Genomic DNA, 25,273 nt, shown 5'->3' on the forward strand with positions numbered 1-25,273 from the left:
TATGAGCGAAGGACAAATATCCAATGACCCTTTACATGGTAAAACCTTGGCTTTCATCATGGAGCAATTGGTAGAGCGTTATGGATGGGAAGAACTTGCCAGAAGGATACGGATCAATTGCTTTGCGATCAATCCCAGTATCAAATCTTCGTTAACTTTTTTACGAAAAACCCCTTGGGCAAGACAGAAAGTAGAAAATTTGTACATTCGAACTAAATGGTAATAAAAAAGGCTCCTTTCGGAGCCTTTTTCGAACATATTACTTTCCTAATTCTCAAAATAGATTTCCTTCAAACCATACAAAGGCTTATCACCTGCAGCAGGATTGGAGAAGACAAAATATAAGTTTTGAGAGCCCGAAACATTGACTGGCATACGAGATTGACCCGTGCTATTAATATCAATAGATCCTAGAAGAGTACCAGTAGGACTACCTGATCTCAATTCTAATTTACCTCCAGCGGTTTGACCTGGCATCACAAAAGATGAAACCTGAATCGACTTAATTCCAGTTAAATCAATCATACCAAAATTAGCATAACCCTGATCAGCAGTTGCAACTAATAACTCCCCCACTCCATCCACTTTATACTTCATCGTTTTCGAAGTCTTATCCGCTGAAGCAGCTGCTACATGTGAGTTTCTAAGGGTTATCACTTGTTGACCCGTAGCCGAACCTACCTTTGAGCCTCCTTTATCTGTATAACTAGCTACAAACAAGAACGTACCTGGTTTACCACCATCATTGGTTACATATTCACCTTTCAATGGCTTTGAAGTTTTCTTAGTATCCGATAAACTTAAAATGTAACGAACCATTTCTTTGGCATCATCGGATTTGATTTGTGGATGGGCAGCCATTACTTGTTCTCCCCAAACACCACCACCACCGTTAATAACTTTCTTGGCTAACATATCAATATTAGCCGCTGAAGCACGGTATTTTTTACTTACCTCAGTGTATGATGGCCCAATGGATTTCTTTTCCACTGCATGGCAGGTTTTGCAGTCTGATAATTCAATCAAACGCTTTCCATTGGAGAATGACGTATTACTCTGATGACCTTGCTCAATGAGCGTTTTATCAAATCCTTGTAGGTAGTTGATATTCAATACAACATCCTCTTCCGCAATCTTCTTATTACTTAAAGAACCATCTTCTTTATCTTCTACCTTCACGGCATACTTTACAGGTTTGTCATTCCAATAGAAGGATTTATTGCCTTCAATACTTACATCCACTTTAGGAATTTCATTACCCACCTTCACAATTGTTTCGGCTGAACTAACATTTCCTTTAGCATCTTTTACTTTCAATACGGCTTTAAATACCCCTGATTTGGTATAAGTTACCGTAGGGTTGGCCAAGGTACTGGTTTGACCATCACCAAATGACCATGCATATTGAATGGCATCTCCATCATAATCCAATGTTCCTGCAGAAGAGAATTTCACTTTCATTGGAGAAGCACCAGCTTTTTTGTCAGCGGCTATTTCCACTTTCGGAGGACGATTCCCCGCGTTGTATTCAATTTTATATAAGGTTGCTTCCTCATTCTGTGCAAACCAATTTGGACCATATTCTAAACCATAGAATGTACCATCTTTGGCAAATTGCATGTCAATTGGATGAGAGAATTTCACAGAAGGCAAGAAACGCTCCATAGAATCGAAATCCCCATTTTGCTTCATGCTAACCGTGTAGATGATGTCTCTAGCCCAATCATAAGCAAACAACTTGCCATCATAATACGATGGGAATTTCGTTTTTGAATTGGCTGGAAAATCTTCTGAATAATAAACAGGACCTGCCATAGCATTTCTAGACCCCTTACCAATAACTGGACCAAAATCTGGAGAATCTACATATGGGTAAAAAATAAAGGCTTTTTGAGGTTTAGGCAAATGAGCAAAACCCGTATTGTGAGGAGAATCGTTGATTGGCGCTTCCACACTAAACTTAGCCCAAGTACTGTCTTTCACAAAATCTCTTTGATTATAGGTCTGATTATTTCCTACGAATAAAGGCCAACCAAAATAACCTGCCTCACGCGCTTGGTTTACTTCATCGTATCCTCTAGAACCATATTTAGGTGAATTTTCGCCGGCATCTGGACCAACTTCACCCCAATATAAGAATCCTGTACGTTGATCTACCGCAATGCGGTATGGATTACGGTTACCCATCACATAAATCTCTGCCTTAGCATGTGGCGTCTTTTCTGGGAATAAGTTTCCTTTCGGAATCGTAAAGCTTCCTTCTGGCGTTGGTTTGATACGAATAATCTTGCCTCTTAAGTCGTTGGTATTGGAACTAGTAGCGCGCGCATCCCAGCCTGCTCTTCCAGGACGATTATCAATGGGACCATATCCATTGGATTCAAATGGATTGGTATCATCACCTGTAGATAAAAACAAGTTCCCTTCCTTATCCCAAGCGATTGAACCTCCTGTATGGCAGCATCCAGTACGCTTAACTGGAACTCTTAATAATACCTTTTCCGTGTTCATTAACAAGGTATCTTTCAAATCATCGTAGGTAAAACGAGATAAATGCTGCGCTGTATCAGACTGACCTGTTTGTGGAGAATAGAATAAATATATCCATTTATTTTGATCAAAATTGGGATCAATATTCATACCCATTAATCCGTATTCAAACTTATTGAAAACATCCAAATTGGCTATTACTTTCGTTTTGCCTTTCTTTGGATCATACATTTTCAATTTACCTTTACGCTCAGCAAAAAAGATTTTTCCCTGATTCGTAACTGCCAATTCAGTAGGTTCATCCAAATTACGATCTAAAGTAATTTTAGTGAATCTATTTTCTTCTGGAAGAACTCCTGTACGTAATTTCTTATTGTAGTTGATATCTGGTCCAGAAGCTACCCATTGCAATCCTCCCCAAATATGCTTCAGCACTAGATCTTCAGAAAATGTCTCATGGGTATGTCCCCAGTTGGTGTAAAATGCACGGCCGCCATCAAATTCATGGTACCAAGCCATTGGGTGAAAATCGCCCATTTTACCATCTTTATATGTTTTCTCATCCACTGTCACCAAGACCTTAACATCTTTATTAAATTCCTTGATGTCATAGAATTCATCCTTGCGAATAAAACTTGCTGGCATGTGGGAGGTAGAAATATGGCTACCATCTACCACGTTCATCTTTCCTTCTTGAACATTTGGACGACCTGGGTGAGAAGCAAAATAACCTCCAGATAATTTGCCATACCATGGCCAATCGTATTCTGTGTCAGTGGCGGCATGTATACCTAAATAACCTCCACCCGCTTGGATAAAACGCTCAAAAGCATTTTGCTGAGGATCATTTAATACATTACCCGTGGTGTTTAAAAACACGACCACACGGTATTTCTTTAAATTACTTTCGGTAAAAGCAGCCGCATTTTCAGTAGTATCCACTGAAAATCCTTTTTCCGCCGCCATTTTCAAAAAGGCAATTTTGCCCGGCTCAATGGAACTGTGACGAAAACCTTTGGTAGAGGAAAAAACCAAAACCTTTTTACCTTTGAGTACGTTTTTGTCTTGCGCTACTAGTGAGAACGAAAATAAGCATGCAAGACAGAAGCTAGCCATGATTCGGAGAGATCCGAAGAATTTGTTTTTCATATTAATTGTCAGTCTTAAAGAGTTGACAAAGTTATAGTAAAAGCTTCATTTTCGATTAATTTATTCAAAATTTTTATCCAAATAATACCATGAAAAAAATCGTCTTTTTACTCACCTTATTGGCTGGTTTTCAAGAACTAAACGCACAATCCTGTTGCTTTTTAAAAAAGGATGACATGCAATTGATGGCTTCCAACAAAGCCTTCCAGCGGTCGCATAAATTACCAAAACCCTACTTACATATCTCCAAAGCAGGAGGTGAAATGATTGAATTTAGCACGCCAGATGGTCAAAAGGCTCATGCTTTTTACATCAAAGCCGCAAAACCCACCACAAATACTTTATTTGTATTTCAAGAATGGTGGGGGTTAAATGACCATATCAAAAGAGAAGCCGAACATTTCTACAGCACCCTGGGGAATGTCAATGTCCTAGCCATCGATATGTATGATGGGAAAGTAGCTACTACTCGGGAGGATGCTGGTAAATACATGGGAGAGGCGAATCCTGCCCGTTTGGAGGCCATCATTAAAGGTGCTATCCAACATGTAGGTCCAAAAGCAAAAATAGCCACCGTGGGCTGGTGCTTCGGAGGCGGACTATCGTTAAAAGCTTCTATTTTAGCTGGAAACCAAGGGGTGGCCTGCGTGATGTATTATGGCATGCCAGTTAAAGATATCAATGAATTAAAAGCTTTAAATACTGATGTTTTAGGACTTTTTGCTGGTAAAGAACAATGGATTTCTCCTAAGGTTGTTGCTGAATTTCAAGACAACATGAAAGCAGCAGGCAAAAAATTACAGGTTAAAAGCTTTGATGCAGAACATGCTTTTGCCAATCCTTCTAATCCGGCATTTGATAAAAAATCAACCGAAGAAGCATGGAACATGGCCATTGCTTACTTCAAAGAAAGAATAAAATAAGGCCTTGGGCAGCTTTTGGAGTGCCTATTCCAAGACTTCAGAAGCTGCCCGATAACCTGATGAAATAGCCCCATCCAAATAGCCATTCCACTTTTCGGCTGTTTCTGTTCCTGCAAAATGAACATGTTTAAAGGGCGCACGTATTTGATGTCCAAATTGCGTTAAAGTATTGGGACCCATTAACCCCGTGTAACATCCACGAGAATAAACTTCTTCCGTCCAGCACTTATCGACATATTGCAGAGGTTGTACCGCTTGATGCCCAAATATCTTTACTACACGCTCCAAAATCATTTTTTGGCGAACATCTTCTTCCAATTCAATGAAATTTCGAGCATCATTTCCTTCCACAAATACCAATAATACCCCACGATCGGAATCGGTATGTCCTACATCAAAGGTTACTTTTAAAGGGTACTCATCACTTACAATTTGTCCACTATAACCCATTTCCCGCCAAAAAGGACTAGGGTAAATTAAATATACTTTCATGGCCGCTCCCATGGGCATTCGTTGGTACAGTTGTGCCTTTTGCTGGGGTAAAGGTGGATCAAATACAATGGAATTAATCAGAACCGGTGGGATACTTAGAATACATTTATTGGCTTTAATCCTCAAATTTGCTGATGTAGCCACTATTCCCGTTTCGTGTTGAACCAATGTCAACAAGGGCTCATTCAACTGAATTTTTTCCATCCAAGGTGCGGCTATTTTCTTAGCTAAACCCTGAGTACCGCCTTTCAAAATACTTTGTTGAGCCCCATTTTTTATGGAAATCAAGGTGTCCATATTATCCCCTGATTTAAAATAAAATAAAGCAAAAAGGAGAGAAATTTCAGAGGCTTCTGCTGCAAAAACCGTTTGAATTCCGATTTCAAATAAATGTTTGGCCTTGGCTGTCCATATATGTTTATCCATCCATGTGGCCAACGTCATTGCATCATATTCCTTGGCTTTCGGATGATTCCAAGGTTCGGAGATAGAAATTTGCTCCGAAAGCTTATTCATTCGATGGATGGCCATACCTAAATCAATCAATGAAATGGGGTCTATTTTAGGAATAGTGCCCGTGTAGGAACTGATTTTATCTTTGAATTTTAATAGGTTTTTTCCTTGGTCATAGGTTTCATAGGTTTCCGTTTGACTTTCCTTAATCCATTCCCAAACCAAATGTTGGGTTGGACCGACCCATTTGGCCCCCATGTCCACGCTTGGACCCGATGTTAAATTCTCCGTCAACGTTCTTCCCCCGATCCGATCCCTCGCTTCTAAGATGATAAAATCTTTTCCTGCGGCATGAAGCTTTTTTGCGGCAGCTATTCCGGCATAGCCTGCTCCTACGATCAATATTTCGGTATTAATTTCTTTCATATTACATGACTCTATTTTGCCACTTCCAATACAAGGAATAGGCTAAAGATTTTAACCTGAAGGTAGGTTTAGGTTTATGTTGTTCCAATTTCATAGCCAATTGAAGGCATTCTTGAATAGCCCTCTGACTTAATTCTTCTTTCTTTTTTAGGTCCTTGCTGTTCGCCAACAATTGATCCTCTTTCAGCCAAAGCTTTTCTTTCTCCTCTCGAAATGCTTGAATTTTGGCATGTAGGGAGTGGTAATCCGTCAATGCCTTTCGATGAATTTTCTCCCATTGCCACCAATAGGAATCATCTAGATGCGAAGATGCTTGAGGGAAATTTTCAACGTCTAAGGTTATTGTTCCAAAATAAAATGGCTTAAATATGGATAAACAGGGAGCCGATGAACCCGTCAGCCAAACGCTAGATTGAGCATCTTTTCTCAATTCAACTACCAAACTACCTGTGGTTTGTGAGGGAGTCAATAATCCTTGGGCATGCAAACAAATGTTGCCCATATCTCCTCGACAAGGCTCAAAATTCTCTCTAATTCGATGACTTCTCAAAATATCAAAGGCATCTTGAAGCTCAAAATCCCTATTTTTAGAAAAAGGTCCTTGCCATTCGCATTGTTGTTTTCTGGAGGCACCGCGACCCATAAAGGTCATAAATGGCTCTGAAAATGCTTGTTGAAAATCAAATGGCACATCTCGTTTTATCCAAGATTTTTGATAAGCATAGGCTTGGGCATCAGGATGAATTTGGTCAAAATCCGTTCCAAGAGTCAACAGATTGGAAATAGCATAAAAGGATTCAATATGCTTAAATGCCCAAAATGGCCCAGCCGTTTCTAAGACATAGGCAGCCTGAGTGTCAGCTATTAGAAAACTATTACTATAATACATGCCTTTATCTTGATATCCACCGCAAGCGTCTTGACCGTATTTTTCTAAGTACTTGATGATAACATCCAGGGCCTCTTTGGCTGTTTTCGACTGTTCCAATGCCAAACGCAATAAATCCATTCCAGTCAAGCCTGTATTCTTTTTTGGCAATTTCATTTTGGTAAAAACTGCCTCATTTCCAATGGCAAGTCCGTGTTCATTAACCCCCATTTCAGCCCCCCACATATGAAAGGGCTTTGATAAAATAACTTCAAAAACCCGTTCTGGACATTCCACCGCAATATAGCTTGCTTGAACCCCTTTTTGAGGTCTAGTATGGGCAGGGAATCGAGCGATTTGCTGAGCTTCATTGGGCTCACGATCTGAATTTTTAGCCAAAATTGGGTTTCCTCCTACATTGAATTGAGAAGGGCTAAAAAAAGTATCGCACATAATTGGAAGGTTTAGAGAGCCAATTTTTTTACAAGTATGGTATTTATTTCATGCATCTCAAAATAAATGGGATGACTTAAAATGAAATAAGATCTCTGAGGGAGATTTCAGTCAAAAACCTTATGTTTGTAAACTATTTAAAGCGATAACGCCATGAAATACTTGATTTTACTTTGCTTGATTTCATTCAGCATTCCGGCTAATAGCAGCACAGCTAAATCTTCAACTGAATTGAGCTATTCCATTTCTAGTCAAAAGAAAATGGCGAAATATCGCAAAAAGAAAGGGTTCCTTTGGGGACTTTTCAAAAAGAAGAAAAAAGGCTGCGATTGTCCCAAATTGTAACCTAAGGCCAATACATCGAAGAGAGTAATTACCTAGCTTAATATAGGATTCAAGGGAGAGGCGGCAGGTTGACCAGGAGCTAAACCTTGTAACCAACGCTGGCGGTCAGCTTCTTGATTGTCATTCAGCGGCTCTATGATTTTAGCGTTCGCATCCATGTAAATGATGGTCATTACTTCGCGCATAGTATTAGAATGATTTCCCGGAGCAGCATGTAAAGTCCAGCCTTTATGAAAAGTTGCATCTCCCGCTTTCATGGTTTTTTGAGCCACAATGGGGTAATTCTTTTCTTTGACAAACTGGCTAATCATTTGTTCCGACTCATCGGAAATATTTACTAAAGGTAAATTGACATTTTGAGTCCCTGAAGCAAAAGTAAGCATACCCATATCCTCGTCTATATCCACTAGGGGCATCCACATGGTGACCGTATTGGTGGTATCTAAAGGCCAGTAATATTGATCTTGATGCCAAGGTGTTAGGCCTCCTCCAGGCTCTTTAAACAAGGCTTGATCATGGTAAAGGCGAACATGCTCCACTCCTAATAATTCCGCTGCTATCTTAGCAAATCGCTTGGCAAATGTGAATTCTTTGATTTTGGCATCCTCTTCCCACAAATTCATCATTTGTAAAAAGGCTTTTCCGTAGGTATCGCGTTCAGCTAAGGATTTTTGCTTAGCGCGAAAATCCTTAGCCCAGCGATTGATTGCCTCCCGATAGGGTTGCAAATCATCTTTACTCAACACGTCTTCTAAAAAGACGTGTCCATTCATATTAAAATAGGTTTTGTCTGTGTTCTTCAGTAAGTAAGCTTGATTAAACATCTAGCTAAATTTTTGATCAAAGGTCTCTAAAAAGAATCTCACATTCTACCATGAAATTTGTAAAAAATAATGCAATTTTACCATAATTTAATAAATACAATCCCAGTTTTGATAATTTTCAAATAAGATGAAAGCTAGTTTGGAGCATTTGGCCAAGAGTACCGAAGATTTATCGTTCGAGATAAAAGAAGTTAAACAAGCTCGATTTGATGCCCCTTATCATTTCCACCCAGAATTGGAGTTAACATTAATTATTGCCGGAGAAGGAAAGCGCTTTATCGGAAATCAGATCAGTGATTTTAGCGCGGGAGATTTGGTGCTGTTGGGCTCCAATTTACCCCATTGCTGGCAAAATCACCGCAAAGATTGGCTAACAGAAGATGTTGATCCAGATGCAGCACAAGCCCTGGTCATTCACTTTTCCGCAGATTTCCTGGGTGAGACCTTTTTGAATAAAAAGGAAAGCATGGCCATCAAATCTTTACTAGAAAGAGCAAAATTGGGCTTTTCCATTCAAGGCAGCACTCAAGAAAAGATTGCTCGAGAAATGCTCTTATTGAAAGAACTAGCTCCTTTTCCACGATTATTAAATTTCTTACAAATACTACATATATTAAGTACCCAAACGGCAGATCTTCAACCCATAGAATCCAGCGAAAGTAATTATACCTTATCGACGGTAGATCTAGAAAGAATTAATCGAGTGTATGCTTATGTAATTGCCAATTATACCCATGAGGTACATTTAGATGAAGTGGCGCATTTAGCCAACATGACTGAAACCGCATTTTGTCGCTATTTCAAAAAAGTAACCCAAAAAACATTTGTTGAATTAGTCACCGAATTCAGAATCAAACATGCTTGTCAATTACTTCGAAGCACCTCAAAACCCATGATTGAGATTTGCTTTGAAAGTGGATTTGGGAATCTATCTCACTTCAACAAACAATTCAAGCATTGGATGAAAATGCCTCCATTACAATATCGAAAATTGACTCTTGAGTGGCACCAGTAAAGGCAAAATTTTTAACGCTGTCAAGGTTTAAAACCTTGCCAGCGTTGGGCAAAAAAAGCCATTTTCCCTCAAATTCCCCACCAAATACCTGATAAAAAACTGATTATTTTTTTTCGGGAAAAAGCATGCTTAACACGATGCTCACAGTCAAAATTCCAATAATCACTCCAAGAGAGGCCAAAGTACCAAAACCGATTTGCTCCAAATAATGATGGGCCAGCATTTTTATTCCAACAAAACTTAATAGTACACCCAAGCCCATGGGTAAAAAGCGGAAAAGTCCCATTAGGTTAGACAGGAAGAAAAACAGTGAACGTAAACCCATCACGGCAAAAACATTGGAAAAGAAAACGATGTATGGGTCTTTGGAGATAGAAAATATAGCTGGAATGGAATCGACAGCAAATAAAATATCTGTAAATGCGATCACTACAACAACCACAAAAATCGGGGTAATATACAATTTGCCCGTTTTCATTCTTACGAAAAAACGACCAATCACATTCCTTTTGTACACATTAAAGTACTTAGACAATATTTTCACCACAGGATGATGTCCAGGCACCATCTCTTCCTCGCTTTCCTTTTTAACTATTATACTTATACCTGTGTACACTAAAAAGGCCCCAAACAAATAAATAATCCAATCAAACTTTTGTAAAAGTGCTGCTCCTAAAAAGATAAAAATGAGTCGTAATACAATCGCTCCTAGCACTCCCCAAACTAAAATCTTTTTATAGTAGCGTTTTTGAACACCGAATGAATTAAATATAAGAATGAAAACAAACACATTATCAGCGGATAATGAATATTCTACCAGGTAACCTGTTATGAATTCCAAGGACATATTTTCCTGAAATACAGCTAGTTGATCCAAATATAACCCTGACCCTAGGTCGATCTGCTTGGCATATAATCCTTGCACTACTTGTAAGCTAGGGATATCATGTATACCATGCACCATCCCACCATTGAACCTCAAAAAAAGATAAAATAATAAAGCTAACGCGACCCATGCACCACTCCAAAATCCTGCCTCCCGAAAAGTCACTTCAGACTGCGGGCCCGTCTTAAAAACACCTAAATCAACCAACATCACGGCCAGGACTCCCAGTGAAAACAGAATAAAAAACAAAGTTTCGCTCATAAATATCTAATTTTGCATCAAAGCCCAAAGTTCGTAAATCTTTGGCACACATTTTATGTACGAAGGGAAAAAGGTAATTGTTGTGATGCCTGCCTATAAAGCCGCACTCACACTCGAAAAAACGTATAACGAAATTCCGCACGATTGGGTGGATGAAGTCATTTTAGTCGATGACCATAGTCCAGACAATACCGTGGAGGTAGCGAAACAAATCGGTATCCAACATGTGATTCGTCATGATAAAAACAAAGGATACGGTGGAAATCAAAAAACCTGCTATACGAAAGCGTTGGAGCTTCAAGGGGACATTGTGATTATGTTACACCCGGATTACCAGTATACTCCCTTGCTGTTGAAAGCCATGATTAGTATCATTGGAAATGGTCTTTACCCCGTAGTTTTTGCTTCTAGAATTTTAGGCAAAGGGGCTTTAAAAGGAGGAATGCCCATTTACAAATACATCGCCAATCGTATTTTAACCCTGTATCAAAATATACTTATCGGCCAAAAACTTTCTGAATACCATACCGGATATCGTGCTTTTTCCAGAGAAGCACTTGAAGCAGTTGCCTTTCATGAATGCGACGATGATTTCATCTTTGACAATCAAATGGTACTTCAATTATTTTGGAAAAACTTTGAAGTTGGAGAAGTTACTTGCCCTACCAAATATTTTGAAGAGGCTTCGTCCATCAATTTCAAACGCAGCTCCATCTATGGATTTGGCGTTTTATGGTATTCCTTACGTTACCGACTAGCCAAAATGGGTTGGACTTGGGAATTAATGGGGAAATAAATTCTTTTAAATTCAAAAAAATCCCCTGTTCAAATCAACAGGGGATTTTTTATTTCATATTTCTACAAGCGAAGGGATAAACCTAGTAAAAAGTTAAATCCCGCCTGAGGATATAGGAAATTTTCAGTAACTACTTTTTGTTCATACACATAGCTATAGGTATAGCCATTGGATGAATACAGGGTGTTGGCGACATTGTTTAACAACAAACTAACTTGTAAATGCTTGGCCCAAGCAGTCTTTATTGGATAAGTTAAGCGAATATCCTGTGTCCAATACGCTTTTAATTTTCTTTGCTCATCTGATGTATTGTCCAAAAATTGCTGACCCACATACTTAGTCAATAAGGTCGTCTCTAGGCCTTTCCAAGTATAAGTCAGTTGACTCCCAGCAATAGTCGAAGGAGAATAAGCAATATCAGTGGTACCATGATTGACCAATTTAACCCCATAGGTATCATAATCAGGAATGCTTTCTACAAAATTCAATACCTTATTCTGACTCAAGGTTAAATTTGCTTGCCAATTAAAATGACGGGATAATCGGTAATTCAAACTTGCTTCAATTCCCATGCGATAACTTTCAGGTACGTTCGTCCTTATGGCCTCTCCTACGCTATTCACCGCACCTGTCAAGACCAATTGATCTCGATATTGCATTCGGTATGCATTTAATTGAAAGGAATAATTCGAGGCCACTCGTTCAAATCCAAGTTCATAATCTGTCAAAAACTCAGAACGAGGGGTTGTTCCCGGATTATCAATAAAATCTTGCCTACTTGGCTCTTTACTTCCCACGGCCATCGACCCATAAATTTTGTTTGATTCAGATAATTGATGAGTCAAACCCAATTTAGGATTAAAGAAATTATAGGTCCAAATTTGAGATATATCTTGCATTTTATCTGCTGTACCCTGCATTTTATACCCTACCGTACGATACTGCAAGTCGAGATAACTTTGCCATTTATCCGCCAAAGCATAATTTATTTTAACAAACATATTCAAATCCGTTTTCTGTGATCGACTTTGATACCATCGATGACCTAGATAAGAACTTGGCAATTTATCTCCAGCAACAACTTCCCCAAAGTGACGACCCAAATAACGGCTCCATGCCCCTCCCAAAGTAATTTTAAAGCCTTGATTGGCATCATAATTTAAAGCAAATGTGCTACCATAAAAATCATTATCCAGCCATTTTCTTCGCACTAAATTGGTACCTGTAAGCAAAACCGAACCCAAATTGATGGGTGCTAAACCATACTTGGATAATTCAGCATCAGCCTTGAATTCCTCATAATATCCTCTACCGTAGGTATAATGTGCATTTAAATCCAAATTCCAATATTTCCCAAGGCTATGGTGCGTCAAGAATTGATAATGATCTTGCGCATAATTATCCGTTTGATTAGGATACATATAGTAATTAAAAGTCCTACCGCTTTCCAACAAATTCTTAGCATCCGCTTCACTCAGCCAATTTCGCTCGATATAAGCTTTCATTCCCAAAACATCGTTATTTACCCGACTATCCGGAGTTCCATACCAAGATTGAAAGGTCTTTTCCTTACCAATAAAATAATTCAATCGGAAAAAGGATTTCTTCCCAAAATAGGCGGCCGACAAATAGGCTGATTGCAAATTGGAAAAAGAGCGATCAATATAACCATCTGAAACCACACGAGATAATCGGCCATCTATGGTCCATTTCCCACCCATTAAACCTGTTCCAAGTTTCAAGGTAGATTTTAAGGTCCCAAAAGATCCACCAGAAACATTCAATTCGGCATAGGGATCTTTTTCAAAGGTATTCGTTTGCATATTCACAGATCCACCAAAGGCTCCTGCACCGTTCGTAGATGTTCCTACACCCCGCTGAATTTGAACAGAAGCTACCGAACTTGCAAAATCTGGCATATTTACCCAATAGGTTCCTTGTGATTCTGAATCGTTGACTGGAATCCCGTTAATGGTCACATTGACACGTGTGGCATCAGAACCACGGATACGAATCCCTGTATAGCCAACTCCAGCCCCAGCATCGGAAGTTGTCACAATGGATGGCGTAAAATTGAGCAAAACTGGCATATCTTGGCCCAAATTTGACTTTGCCAATTCCTTCGCCCCAACATTGGTATAGGCCATGGCTGAATTTTCATCAGCACGTGTAGCCTTGACCACCACTTCATCATTTAAGAAAGATGATTTTTTCAGTTGAATGGATATGGATTTGTCCGAAGATTTCAATTCCTTAATCTGAGTTTCATATCCAACAAAATGAATCGAAATACTGATTGAGGGTTGAGTACTAGTCAACACAAAATGTCCCTTGCGGTCGGTAACTGTACCTCGTTGACTATCCTTTAATTGAATACTAGCCCCCCAAAGTGCCTGTGCATTTTCTTGGTCTACCACCATCCCTTCCCATAGAAAGGTTTTCTGTGCCCAAACAGGCGCAGCCATCAAAGCAATCATTACTATTAAAATAAATGTTGTCGTTATCTTTTTCATTTTTGAAAAGTTTAACAACAGGTAAAGGAGTCAAATCCTGTCTGATTTAACATGCTAACCCTTACATCGATGATTTTTTTGAGTTTTCAGCGCTAAAAACTCTACAAAATCCCTTCGACGGTACTAACCGTATCAGGTTCAATGGGTATAATCTCAGCCCAAATATTTGGGCACCCCTTTTTGTGGATGCACAAAGATACAAAAATTCCTACCTTTGCAAGCCCTAAGAAAAAATTGGCTGCCCTGATTCGGTAGATTATGATTGTAAAAGATTTTATTGCCCACTACCAGCAAGATGGAATTATTCAAACTCTTTCCTCGCAAATCCACTATGCCCCTAAAGGGAGCAAATTTCATATAAAAGGCTTATCAGGCTCATTGGACGCCATCCTGATGGCGGCCTCCAAGCAAGAGAAAAGACCCTATTTGCTGATTTGCGAAGAAAAGGAAGAAGCACATTATTTGCTCAATGACTTACAAGCCTTGATGGCAGATGCTGAAGTCTTGCTATTTCCAATGTCCCACAAAAAGCCCTATGAATGGGAAGAAATAGACAATGCCAATGTTTTGATGCGGGCTGAAGTGCTCAATGTGCTCAGTAATTTATCCCATAAAGACACCTTTATTGTCACCTATCCTGAAGCATTAAGCGAAAAAGTAATTAATCGAAAATCGCTAGTAAAAAATACGCTTTCTATCCGAGTTGGAGACAAAATAGATCCCAATTTTGTGGCGGAAACGCTCAATGAGTACGACTTTGAGCGAACTGATTTCGTTTATGAAGCTGGACAATACTCCGTTCGTGGCGGCATTTTGGATGTGTTTTCTTATGCCACAGAATTCCCATATCGATTGGATTTCTTTGGAAATGAAGTAGATAGTATACGAACCTTTCATCCAGAAACCCAACTTTCCATTCAGTCAGTTTCTGCCATGCATCTCATTCCCGATGTACAAACGAAGCTCATTCAGGAAAGTCGAGAAAGCTTTCTAAGTTTCTTCCCAGAAAATAGCATCATTTGGATGAAAGATCAGGAAATGCTTCTAGAAATTATACAGAACTATTTCCAAAAAACGAATGCTGCTTTCGAAGAACTGAAAAGCAAAGGAAGTGACATTCAAATCATTTCTGACCCAACAGAACGCTGGGAAAACAAAAAAGATTTTATAAAATCCCTTAATCAGTTTACCCAAGTCGAATACGGAAAAAGAAATCATTTAAAAAATGCGGAAACTATCACCTATGCTTCTAAAAACCCGGGAGCTTTTCATAAAGATTTTGAACGCTTAGCGGGAGCATTGCTCGACAATCAAACCCAAGGCTATCAAAACATCATTTGTTCGGAATCATCCCGACAACTAGAACGTTTGGAAGTCATTTTTAATGAATTAAATACCTCCATACAATTCAAAAACCTGCAGATTTCCTTACGTGAAGGATTCATTGACGAACAAACAAAAATTGCATTTTACCCCGACCATCAATTATTTGATCGCTTTCACCGATTTAAAGAGAAAAACAAATTCTCCAAGAATAAGGCCTTAACATTAAAAGAATTAAGAAGCCTTCAAGTGGGTGATTTTGTCACACACATTGATTATGGAATCGGTCGATTTGCCGGATTAAATCTAATAGAAACATCCAATGGAGAGCAAGAGGTGATACGATTGATTTACCGAGATGATGACGTTCTCTCTGTATCCATTCATGCTCTACATAAAATCTCCAAATATTCTGGAAAAGAGGGTGCGCCACCTAGCATGTCCAAACTGGGATCCCCAGATTGGGATAATAAGAAATCCAGAGTTAAAAAACAGGTAAAGGACATTGCCAAAGAGTTGATTTCTCTGTATGCCAAACGTAAATCTGCGCCCGGATTTTCATTTTCGCCAGATACCTATTTACAAGCTGAACTTGAGTCCTCCTTTTTATATGAAGATACACCTGATCAAGCCAAAGCCACACAAGATGTGAAAGCGGATATGGAAAAACCTCATCCGATGGACCGCTTGGTTTGTGGGGACGTAGGATTTGGAAAGACAGAAATAGCCGTTCGGGCTGCATTCAAAGCAGTAGCAGATTCTAAGCAGGTGGCTGTATTAGTGCCTACCACAGTATTAGCTATGCAGCATTTCCGAACCTTCCATGATCGTTTGGCTGCATTTCCTTGTAAAGTTGAATACATCAATCGCTTTAAATCTCCCAAACAAATCAAGGAAACCCTTGAGCGAGTAGCCAAAGGAGAAACCGATATACTTATTGGAACGCATCGTTTGGTCAACAAGGACGTAATTTTCAAGAATTTGGGCTTGATGATCATCGATGAGGAACAAAAATTTGGAGTGAAGGTAAAAGATCGACTGAAAGAAATGCGGGTGGATGTGGATGTGCTGACCTTAACGGCAACACCCATTCCTAGAACCTTGCATTTTTCTTTGATGGGCGCTAGGGACCTATCCATCATTGCAACTCCTCCTCCTAACCGACAACCCGTTGAAACAAAATTGGTTGTATTAAATGATGAACTATTACGAGACGGAATTAGGGAGGAATTGGCAAGAAACGGACAAGTTTTTGTGGTTTATAATCGAATCGGTGAACTTGAGAGCATTGCCAACCGCATTTTACGACTAGTGCCAGATGCCAAAATTGCCGTAGCTCATGGCCAAATGGATGGTGATAAATTGGAAAAAATCATGCTGGGATTCATTGAAGGGCACTATGATGTATTAGTGGCTACCAACATCATTGAATCAGGTTTGGATATCCCCAATGCCAATACCATTTTCATCATCAATGCCAATAATTTTGGCTTGTCGGATTTACATCAAATGAGAGGTCGTGTGGGTAGGTCAAATAAAAAGGCATATTGTTACTTGGTTACTCCTTCATTGGCCAATTTGACAAGCGACGCTCGAAAAAGATTGAGTGCCTTGGAGGAATTTTCAGATTTAGGAGATGGCATCAAAGTGGCCATGCGAGATTTGGATATTCGGGGAGCTGGAAATTTATTAGGGGCCGAACAAAGTGGTTTTATCAATGACTTAGGCTATGATATGTATCACAAAATATTAGATGAAGCAGTTCAAGAGCTCAAGGAAAATGAATTTAAGGCCTTATTTGAAGCTGATTTACAGGAAGTTGCAGAGACATTAAAAGTAGATTGCCAGATTGAAACAGATTTGCGAGTCTTAATTCCAGACACCTATGTTCAAAGCATTTCTGAGCGACTGGCCTTATATACTCGCTTAGATGAGATAGACCACGAGGAAGATCTTCAAAAATTTATCCAAGAAGTTGAAGACCGATTTGGGAAAATGCCGCAAGAAGTAAGTGATATGATTGACTTGGTTAAATGCCGATGGAAAGCTCAGGTTCTGGGAATTGAAAAAATACTGCTAAAAAACAATATCCTTAAACTTCATTTCGTTTCATCTGAGACGCATCAAAAACATGCCAGTTCCATTGTTTTGAAGGTTATCAACTTTGTTAATGCTCGAAAAGGCCAATGTCAGCTGAGGGAAAAAGCGAACAAATTGATTCTTCAGGTGGACCGAATCAGTAGTATTGACGAATTAAATACTATTTTAGTGGATATTTTAGGCTAGTTTTGAGCTTATTAATTGAATTTTATACCTTTGCTTTTCAAATTCTTACGATAAAAGATATCAATGATTGCTAAATTGAAAATTGTAATGGGGATTTGTGCTAGTGTATTTCTCTTGACATCATGTCCAAGCGGAATCAAATCTGGCGTAAAACCTAGCAGTGTAAATATCGGTTCAAAATCCTCTGCTACCGGCATTTCCTATAACCAAAAGGGCGGATTTCAAGTAGATAAAAAATTCAGCGGTCAATTAACTGGCCCGAATTTAGTGTTTATTGAAGGTGGCCGTTTCACCATGGGTTCTTTGGAAGAGGATGTTTTAGGTATGCACGACAACGTAGAAAGAACTGTTTCTGTTCAATCCTTTTACATGGATGAAACGGAAATTGCCAATGTGCATTACCTCGAATACTTATATGCCGTTCAAAAGGATTCTACTCAAGATTTTTACGAATCTGCTCTACCTGATACCACCGTTTGGAAAAACGATTTAGCCTTTAATGATCCCTATGTGGAGCAATATTTACGTTTCCCTGGATTCCGTATGTATCCAGTAGTAGGTATTTCTTGGAAGCAGGTGAATGATTACTGTGTATGGAGAACGGCAGCGGTTAATCAACAATTAGCCGGAGGCGAAAAAATCAAAGAAAAGAAGCCTAAAAAAGGCGCTACAACTGGTACAGCCGCTACGGCAGCAACCACTAGAACCAACACTACAGCTCGCTTAACGATTGAGTCTGGCAGAGTATTACCTTCCTATCGACTTCCAACGGAAGCAGAGTGGGAATATGCCGCCAAGGCTATGATTGGTACTCAGCAAGAAGATGAGAATCAAATCAACCAACGAATTTACCCATGGGATGGCCCATCTTTACGTCAATCTCAAGGAAAGGCGAGAGGAACCATGCTAGCTAACTTTAAACGTGGGCGTGGTGACTATGCAGGTATTGCCGGTAAGTCAAATGACGGTGCCATTATTACTACGGAAGTTTATAAATACCCACCAAATGACTTTGGTTTATACCAAATGGCGGGAAATGTCAATGAATGGGTACAAGATTTGTATCGTCCGCTTTCCTTTCAGGATTTCAATGACTTGAACCCTGTTCGTAGAAACGAAAAATTAGATAAGGCCAGTCGTTACGACAGCAAAAACAATAATTCATTAATTGACAATAAGGTTCGCGTTTACAAAGGTGGATCTTGGTCAGACGTGGCTTATTGGTTGGCTCCTGGAACTCGTCGCTTTTTAGATGAAGATTCCGCAACAGCGACCATCGGTTTCCGTTGTGCCATGATTTCTGCAGGAACAAATAAATAATTCCTTTCTTATTGCAAAGCCGCCAGAGCTAAAAAAGACACTTGTCTAGCTCCGGCGGTTTTTATTTTTTGGCCTAATGCCAACATCGTAGCCCCTGTAGTCAACGTGTCATCTACGATTAGCACATGTTTCCCTTGAATCAATTCTGGATTAGAAACACTAAATACATCCTCCAAAGCATGAAATCGATCTTGCCTGTTTTGATGAATCAAGGTTTGACTATTTTTCACCCTTTCTATCCCATGAGATAAAATGGGAATTTGCGTACTTTTAGATATCCCTTCAGCGATACAATGTGCTTGATTATACCCGCGTAAGCGAGTCCTTTGGGAGTGCATGGGAATAGGAAGGATTAGATCATATTCTTGAGACCAATTGTACTTATTTAATTCTGCACCACACCAAAAGCCAAGAAAACGACCCAATTCTTGGGCACCTTGGTATTTAATTTGGTGCATTAGGTGCTGAACTCGACCTCCTTCTGAAAATAAAAAGAAACAATGAGCATCTTCATATTCCATCCAACCATCAAATTTAAGACTGAGCCAATTGGGCCTAGGAAGGAATAAACCTGGCCTTGGAAGCTCCAATCGACACCTGGTACATAGGAATTCTTCGGAATCCAAGAGGGTATTGGAACACGCAAAACAAACTTCCGGATAAAGCAATTGTAAAATGCGCTTAAACATTTGAAAAAAGTTTTGTATTTAATTAAGATTCAGTAATTTTGCACCCCTAAATAAGAACCTAAAGTTTACATGTTAAAACCATGTAGTTCAAGTTCTTGATAATCTTAGCGAAGAGTAAAAACACTTATATCATAATTAACCTTTAAAAATGGCACGCGATTTAAAATTCACTAGAAACATCGGTATTGCTGCGCACATTGACGCTGGTAAAACCACCACCACGGAACGTATCCTGTATTACGCAGGTGTGAGTCACAAAATTGGTGAGGTACACGATGGTGCGGCAACCATGGACTGGATGGAGCAAGAGCAGGAGCGTGGAATCACGATCACTTCCGCTGCTACGACTGTTAACTGGAAATACCGTAACGAAGATTACCATGTTAACATCATTGATACACCGGGTCACGTTGACTTTACTGTTGAGGTAAACCGTTCACTTCGCGTGTTAGATGGTCTAGTTTTCTTATTTTCTGCAGTAGATGGTGTTGAGCCACAGTCAGAAACTAACTGGCGCTTAGCTAATAACTATAACGTTGCTCGTATTGGTTTCGTTAACAAAATGGACCGTTCTGGAGCTGATTTCTTAAACGTGTGTAAGCAAGTGAAAGAAATGTTGGGTAGTTATGCGGTGCCATTACAATTGCCAATCGGTGCTGAAGAGCATTTCGAAGGAGTGGTTGACTTGGTTAACTTCCGTGGTATCAAGTGGAACGAAGCTGACAAAGGAATGACATTCACTGAGGTACCTATCCCAGATGATATGTTGGAAGAGGCGACTGAATACCGTGAGAAATTATTAGAAGCTGTAGCTGAGTTTGATGAGACTTTGATGGAGAAATACTTCGAAGATCCGAACTCAATTACTGAAGATGAAATTTTAGCTGCCCTACGTGCTGCTACTATTTCCATGAAAATTGTACCAATGCTTTGTGGATCTTCTTTTAAAAACAAAGGAGTTCAAACGATGTTGGATTACGTAATGGCAATCTTGCCTTCTCCAATGGACAAAGAAGGTGTTAAAGGAACAAACCCTGATACAGGTGAAGAAATCCTTAGAAAACCATCTGAGTCGGAGCCATTTGCGGCTTTGGCATTTAAAATTGCTACAGACCCTTACGTTGGTCGCTTATGTTTTATCCGTGCCTATTCAGGTGGATTGGATTCAGGTTCTTATGTATTGAACAACCGTTCAGGAAATAAGGAGCGTATCTCTCGTATCTTCCAAATGCACGCAAACAAGCAAAACTCCATTGAGCGCTTAGGTGCTGGTGATATTGGTGCGGTAGTAGGATTTAAAGACATCAAAACGGGTGATACTTTATCTGATGAAAAACACCCAATCATATTAGAGGCAATGGATTTCCCAGAGCCAGTAATTGGATACGCCATTGAGCCAAAGAAAACAGCTGATGCTGATAACTTCTCAAAAGCTATTACCAAATTAATCGAAGAAGATCCAACTTTACAAGTAGAATCTAACGAAGAGACTGGTCAAACCATCATCAAAGGAATGGGAGAGCTTCACTTAGAAATCATCATCGACCGTATGCGTCGTGAATTCAAAGTAGAAGTAAACCAAGGTGCACCGCAGGTTGCTTACAAGGAGTCTTTAACTAAGACAACTGAGCACCGTGAGGTATACAAAAAACAATCAGGTGGTCGTGGTAAATTTGCTGATATCGTATTTGAAATCGGACCAAGAGAAGACGACAAACCAGGTTTAGAATTTGTGAACAATATTGTGGGTGGTGTAATTCCTCGTGAATTTATTCCAGCAGTTCAAAAAGGATTCGAAGAAGCCATGAAAACAGGTGCTTTAGCAGGATATCCAATGGATTCGATGAAAGTGCGTTTGTTCCACGGATCTTACCATGATGTCGATTCAGATTCATTATCTTTCGAATTAGCCGCTCGTATGGGTTACAAAGAAGCAGCGAAAAGTGCAGGTGCTAAATTAATGGAACCTATCATGGCTGTAGACGTAGTTACTCCAGATGAGTACACAGGACCTATCACAGGTGACTTAAACCGTCGTCGTGGTATTATGAAAGGTATGGATTCTCGTCAAGGTGCTGTTATCCTAAAAGCGGATGTACCTTTGTCAGAATTATTCGGATATGTTACTGATTTACGTACTATGTCTTCAGGACGTGCTACGGCTTCTTTAACTTTCTCTCACTATGAATTCGTTCCGCAAAACATTGCTGACGAAGTAGTTAAGAAAGCGAAAGGATTATAATATCCAAGCAAAATAAGTAGGGAAAGCCTCCGATTTCGGGGGCTTTTTTTTATGGGTCAATCTTAAAACATCCCCAATCAGAATACTTATATTTATTCAAAATTTCATGAATGACAAGTACTAAAACGGAAATCCTTTCATTTAAAACAAGCAAAGCATGGCGTGATTGGCTTGAATTACATCATGCAAGTTCTCCGAGTATATGTCTTCAAATCGCTAAAATTAGCGCACCAGAGCAAACTATTTCTTACAAAGAAGCATTGGATGAAGCCCTATGCTTTGGTTGGATAGACGGACAAAAACTTCCTTTCAAAAATTTCAACGCTGTCAAGGTTTAAAACCTTGCCAGCGTTAGGCAAAAATATCAATTTCCTTCCTTTTTATACACCAACAAACTGATAATCAACCAATGTTTTAAACAAAATATCGCTTAAGTGATTGAATGGGCTTTTCGAAAATATAATAAGAGATAAAACTAACCACAAACAAGGCTATTATTCCATAGATATGAAATGTATCTTGAATAGGGAGGTGAATTCGATTTGCCAACTGATAAAATAAATCAGGTATTACCATGTGATACAAATACAATCCATAACTAATTTTACCGACCTCCCTTAAGGGTTTTACCGATAAAAATTGAGCCAAAATACCTGGCCTCATGGCGCCTAAAATTAACCCAGCAGAAAGAATTGAGGTAAAGGTTCGAAAAAATAATTGTTTACCTAAATCAGCATCAGATAATAGCAATGAGGTCCATAAAAATCCGAAAAAGGCCAATGGAAGTAGCCATTTGGCTAGGGCCCTTACTTGTATTTCTTTCCCTTCTCTCAAATAAAACGCCAATAAAGCACCCCAAGCGAACGTATCAACACAGGTAATCATATAAACCCCGATGCCACTATACTGATGTATTAACATGTACCTTGCGAGTAAACCTATCAAGGTTGTAGCCCAAAGAAGGCCCAATAAACTCCTTTTAGAGGCTATTCCTAAGATTAATACCGGCCAAATGATGTAAAATTGTTCCTCCACAGATAATGACCAATAAGGCGAAAGCATATCTGACCAATTTTGGCTTTGCTCTAACCAATGGTTGTATAAATAGGACCAATAATAAATCGGATGTAGGTAAAAATCACTTACGATTTGAATGCCTACTTTTTTTAAAACAAGCAATGAGGCTAATACGGCGTAATATATAGGAAAAATACGTAATGCTCTACGAGCAACAAAATTACCAAATGCCTTCGCAAATGAATGTTTCTCTCGCTGACTTAATAGTATGGATGTAATCAAATACCCACTCAAAACAAAGAAAAGCGTTACTCCAACCGGCCCATTAGGGATCGTATTAATCCAATGATTCGTGGGAAACCAATGAAAAATTAACACTAATAAGATGGCGATGGCCCTAATGCCATCCAAAGCTGGTATGTATTTCATCACTTTAATCTACGGCTAACAAAGCTAAAACATATTGAGCAATAAACCTCTTATCCTTGCTAGCGCTACTTTATCCACGATGCGTATCTTTTGTAGAAAAGTGAAACTTCTTTCAGGTATTGGATGTATTTTTAAGATATTTTATTCCTGAGATTATGACCAAAATTATTGAAACGAAAAATATTTCCAAACGCTATGTGATGGGAGAAGAGGTAATAGATGCCTTAAAAAACATCAGTATTTCAGTGAATAAAGGCGAATATGTAGCATTTATGGGCCCTTCGGGTTCTGGTAAATCTACCCTAATGAACATCGTTGGCTGCTTAGATACACCAAGTACAGGTAAGTATATTTTAAATGGTCATGATGTAAGCGAAATGTCCGAGAATGAATTAGCCGCTGTTCGTAACAAAGAAATAGGCTTTGTATTTCAAACATTCAACTTATTACCCCGACAGTCGGCTTTAGACAATGTAGCCCTTCCTCTAATCTATGCTGGATATTCCAAAAAAGAAAGGAATGAAATCGCGATGGAAACGCTAAGAGGCGTTGGGCTTGACAATCGAGCTAACCATAAACCGAATGAACTATCAGGTGGTCAAAGGCAACGAGTAGCTGTAGCGAGAGCCCTGGTGAATGAGCCATCCATCTTATTAGCTGATGAACCTACAGGAAACTTAGATACCAAAACTTCTTATGAAATCATGGATCTTTTTGACCAACTTCATAAAAAAGGGAATACCATCGTGATGGTTACCCATGAAGATGATATTGCTCAATATGCTCACCGTATCATACGTTTAAGAGATGGGTTAATAGAATCTGATACCATCAATCAAAATGTACGCAAAGTTATCAAATGATAACTCTCACTATAAGGCCCTGATTAACAATAATATACAGACATCAGGGTCTTATGTTTTTTTCTTCTTTCAGTTTCTTGAGAAAACGCAAGAAATTCAATTTATAGGTAGCTTTCATACATTCAAAATTGCCTATCCTCTAAAGGATTTATATCTTATGCGATATAAATCAATTACTCCTTGAGGATTAAATTACCACCTTTCCTATCGCTTTATTTAATCACAAGAAAATCAAGTCTGATTTATCGGTTATATATGTATTGCATACAGTTCTACTCTCTTATACAAAACTTTAATTTTAAATTTTATGACGCCTTCAACTCTGCTAGAAGCCTACCTAAATTCCTATCAATTAATGCCACCATCTGAAGTAAAAGAAATTACTCGCTACTTTAAATTTGCAACCTTTCAGAAAAACCAAATCCTCTTAGCCGAAGGGGACATTAACAACAAATTTTACTTTCTAGCATCCGGATTATTAAGGGAATATTCTTGGGTCGAACAAATGGAAAAGACAGAGCCCATATCCAGATGGTTTACGCTTCCAGGAAGATTCAGCTTTGCCCCAGATAGTTTTTTCAATGAAAGACCCAGTGAAATTAGTATTGATGCCTTAAAGAAGTCGGAAGTTTTCTATATCGAAAAAGAAGATCTCTTAAGAGCCTACATAGAATTACCTATTTCAAATACCGTTTGCCGAATCATTTTACAAGAAATTCTTATTCAACAAGAACGAATTACCTCTTTCCTACATATCAGAAATACACAAATTCGATATGAAGCTTTTTGTAAATCATTTAAAGAATTGGATGAGCAAGTTCCGGATAAATATAAAGCCTCCTTTCTAAACATGAGCCCTTCTGAACTAAGTCGAATCCGAAGAAAAATCATGGAAAAAGGATCTCTAATTAGCTGATTGTTGCGTTTTATCAATTTTATTTATTGCCTTTTCGCAAGAAAATTTCATGATAAAATTGGCAGTTTTGTAGCATAGAATTTGCTACAACATCTTGGGTGGTTTCAAGATGTTCTATTTTTCAGGTTAAATAGAGTGAAGCATGGCAACCTGTGTTCTATGATAATTTGTAGAAATGAAAGAATGGGTGACTCAATATCTAAGTTTCCCTTTCAATTGCATTTATGCTTTAGTTTCAAAAATTATTTATTACGTGCTCACTCTACTTAACCAAATAATCTCTAAAAATTTCTA

19 protein-coding genes and 1 riboswitch are annotated in these 25,273 nt (G+C 38.9%); of the genes, 11 read left to right on the forward strand and 8 right to left on the reverse strand.

All coding sequences use genetic code 11. The features are described from left to right. The first annotated feature begins 1 nt into the window (after position 1). The gene (locus tag SKC36_RS06160; protein WP_459454070.1) at positions 2-223 is read left to right on the forward strand and encodes a VF530 family protein; all 222 of its coding nucleotides are present in this window, start codon (positions 2-4) and stop codon (positions 221-223) included. A 44-nt stretch (positions 224-267) separates the two neighbouring features. On the opposite strand, the gene SKC36_RS06165 is transcribed toward SKC36_RS06160, so the two are convergent. Further along, a complete protein-coding gene (locus SKC36_RS06165) occupies positions 268-3,639 on the reverse strand; it encodes a ThuA domain-containing protein (RefSeq protein ID WP_459454069.1) in 3,372 nt (1,123 codons plus the stop codon). Between the two features lie 89 nt (positions 3,640-3,728). Here SKC36_RS06165 and SKC36_RS06170 point away from each other — a divergent pair, with 89 nt between their 5' ends. Beyond that, complete coding sequence (locus SKC36_RS06170) at positions 3,729-4,562, forward strand: dienelactone hydrolase family protein (protein WP_459465227.1); 834 nt, start codon at positions 3,729-3,731, stop codon at positions 4,560-4,562. Positions 4,563-4,586: 24 nt separating this feature from the next. On the opposite strand, the gene SKC36_RS06175 is transcribed toward SKC36_RS06170, so the two are convergent. Both SKC36_RS06175 and SKC36_RS06180 read right to left on the reverse strand, forming a co-directional pair. Then, positions 4,587-5,933, reverse strand: a complete 1,347-nt coding sequence (locus SKC36_RS06175; protein WP_459465229.1) for a flavin monoamine oxidase family protein — start codon at positions 5,931-5,933, stop codon at positions 4,587-4,589. A 1-nt stretch (position 5,934) separates the two neighbouring features. Further along, positions 5,935-7,254: a carcinine hydrolase/isopenicillin-N N-acyltransferase family protein gene (locus SKC36_RS06180; RefSeq protein ID WP_459465231.1), complete on the reverse strand. Its 1,320-nt coding sequence runs from the start codon at positions 7,252-7,254 to the stop codon at positions 5,935-5,937. Between the two features lie 153 nt (positions 7,255-7,407). Here SKC36_RS06180 and SKC36_RS06185 point away from each other — a divergent pair, with 153 nt between their 5' ends. Beyond that, positions 7,408-7,599 carry a hypothetical protein gene (locus SKC36_RS06185; protein ID WP_459454064.1) on the forward strand — a complete coding sequence of 64 codons (192 nt, stop codon included), beginning with the start codon at positions 7,408-7,410 and terminating at the stop codon, positions 7,597-7,599. A 32-nt stretch (positions 7,600-7,631) separates the two neighbouring features. Here SKC36_RS06185 and SKC36_RS06190 read toward each other — a convergent pair whose 3' ends face one another. Further along, positions 7,632-8,372, reverse strand: a complete 741-nt coding sequence (locus SKC36_RS06190) for a phytanoyl-CoA dioxygenase family protein (RefSeq protein WP_459465233.1) — start codon at positions 8,370-8,372, stop codon at positions 7,632-7,634. 178 nt (positions 8,373-8,550) lie between these two features. Between SKC36_RS06190 and SKC36_RS06195 the strand changes: the two genes are divergently transcribed. Then, complete coding sequence (locus SKC36_RS06195) at positions 8,551-9,438, forward strand: AraC family transcriptional regulator (RefSeq protein WP_459454062.1); 888 nt, start codon at positions 8,551-8,553, stop codon at positions 9,436-9,438. 103 nt (positions 9,439-9,541) lie between these two features. Here SKC36_RS06195 and SKC36_RS06200 read toward each other — a convergent pair whose 3' ends face one another. Further along, positions 9,542-10,591, reverse strand: a complete 1,050-nt coding sequence (locus tag SKC36_RS06200) for a TerC/Alx family metal homeostasis membrane protein (protein ID WP_459465271.1) — start codon at positions 10,589-10,591, stop codon at positions 9,542-9,544. A gap of 49 nt (positions 10,592-10,640) precedes the next feature. Between SKC36_RS06200 and SKC36_RS06205 the strand changes: the two genes are divergently transcribed. Next, positions 10,641-11,381 carry a glycosyltransferase family 2 protein gene (locus SKC36_RS06205; protein WP_459454061.1) on the forward strand — a complete coding sequence of 247 codons (741 nt, stop codon included), beginning with the start codon at positions 10,641-10,643 and terminating at the stop codon, positions 11,379-11,381. A gap of 62 nt (positions 11,382-11,443) precedes the next feature. Here SKC36_RS06205 and SKC36_RS06210 read toward each other — a convergent pair whose 3' ends face one another. Next, a complete protein-coding gene (locus SKC36_RS06210) occupies positions 11,444-13,894 on the reverse strand; it encodes a TonB-dependent receptor (protein WP_459465235.1) in 2,451 nt (816 codons plus the stop codon). A gap of 92 nt (positions 13,895-13,986) precedes the next feature. Next, positions 13,987-14,082, reverse strand: a riboswitch (TPP riboswitch). 70 nt (positions 14,083-14,152) lie between these two features. Between SKC36_RS06210 and mfd the strand changes: the two genes are divergently transcribed. Both mfd and gldJ read left to right on the forward strand, forming a co-directional pair. Continuing rightward, positions 14,153-17,503, forward strand: coding sequence for a transcription-repair coupling factor (mfd, locus tag SKC36_RS06215; protein WP_459454059.1), 3,351 nt, complete (start codon positions 14,153-14,155; stop codon positions 17,501-17,503). 63 nt (positions 17,504-17,566) lie between these two features. Then, positions 17,567-18,823: a gliding motility lipoprotein GldJ gene (gene gldJ, locus SKC36_RS06220; RefSeq protein ID WP_459454058.1), complete on the forward strand. Its 1,257-nt coding sequence runs from the start codon at positions 17,567-17,569 to the stop codon at positions 18,821-18,823. An 8-nt stretch (positions 18,824-18,831) separates the two neighbouring features. Here gldJ and SKC36_RS06225 read toward each other — a convergent pair whose 3' ends face one another. Continuing rightward, positions 18,832-19,512 carry a ComF family protein gene (locus tag SKC36_RS06225; protein WP_459454056.1) on the reverse strand — a complete coding sequence of 227 codons (681 nt, stop codon included), beginning with the start codon at positions 19,510-19,512 and terminating at the stop codon, positions 18,832-18,834. 148 nt (positions 19,513-19,660) lie between these two features. On the opposite strand from SKC36_RS06225, the gene fusA reads away from it, so the two are divergent. After that, complete coding sequence (gene fusA, locus SKC36_RS06230) at positions 19,661-21,754, forward strand: elongation factor G (RefSeq protein ID WP_223142995.1); 2,094 nt, start codon at positions 19,661-19,663, stop codon at positions 21,752-21,754. Positions 21,755-21,864: 110 nt separating this feature from the next. Further along, the gene (locus tag SKC36_RS06235) at positions 21,865-22,092 is read left to right on the forward strand and encodes a YdeI/OmpD-associated family protein (RefSeq protein WP_459454055.1); all 228 of its coding nucleotides are present in this window, start codon (positions 21,865-21,867) and stop codon (positions 22,090-22,092) included. A gap of 76 nt (positions 22,093-22,168) precedes the next feature. Here the strand turns inward: SKC36_RS06235 and SKC36_RS06240 are convergent, their stop codons facing one another. Then, positions 22,169-23,200: an acyltransferase family protein gene (locus tag SKC36_RS06240; RefSeq protein WP_459454054.1), complete on the reverse strand. Its 1,032-nt coding sequence runs from the start codon at positions 23,198-23,200 to the stop codon at positions 22,169-22,171. Positions 23,201-23,355: 155 nt separating this feature from the next. Between SKC36_RS06240 and SKC36_RS06245 the strand changes: the two genes are divergently transcribed. Both SKC36_RS06245 and SKC36_RS06250 read left to right on the forward strand, forming a co-directional pair. Continuing rightward, positions 23,356-24,063, forward strand: coding sequence for an ABC transporter ATP-binding protein (locus SKC36_RS06245; protein ID WP_459454053.1), 708 nt, complete (start codon positions 23,356-23,358; stop codon positions 24,061-24,063). Positions 24,064-24,370: 307 nt separating this feature from the next. Beyond that, a complete protein-coding gene (locus SKC36_RS06250; protein ID WP_459454052.1) occupies positions 24,371-24,979 on the forward strand; it encodes a Crp/Fnr family transcriptional regulator in 609 nt (202 codons plus the stop codon). Positions 24,980-25,273: the final 294 nt, after the last annotated feature.

The organism is Aquirufa sp. OSTEICH-129A, assembly GCF_054558355.1.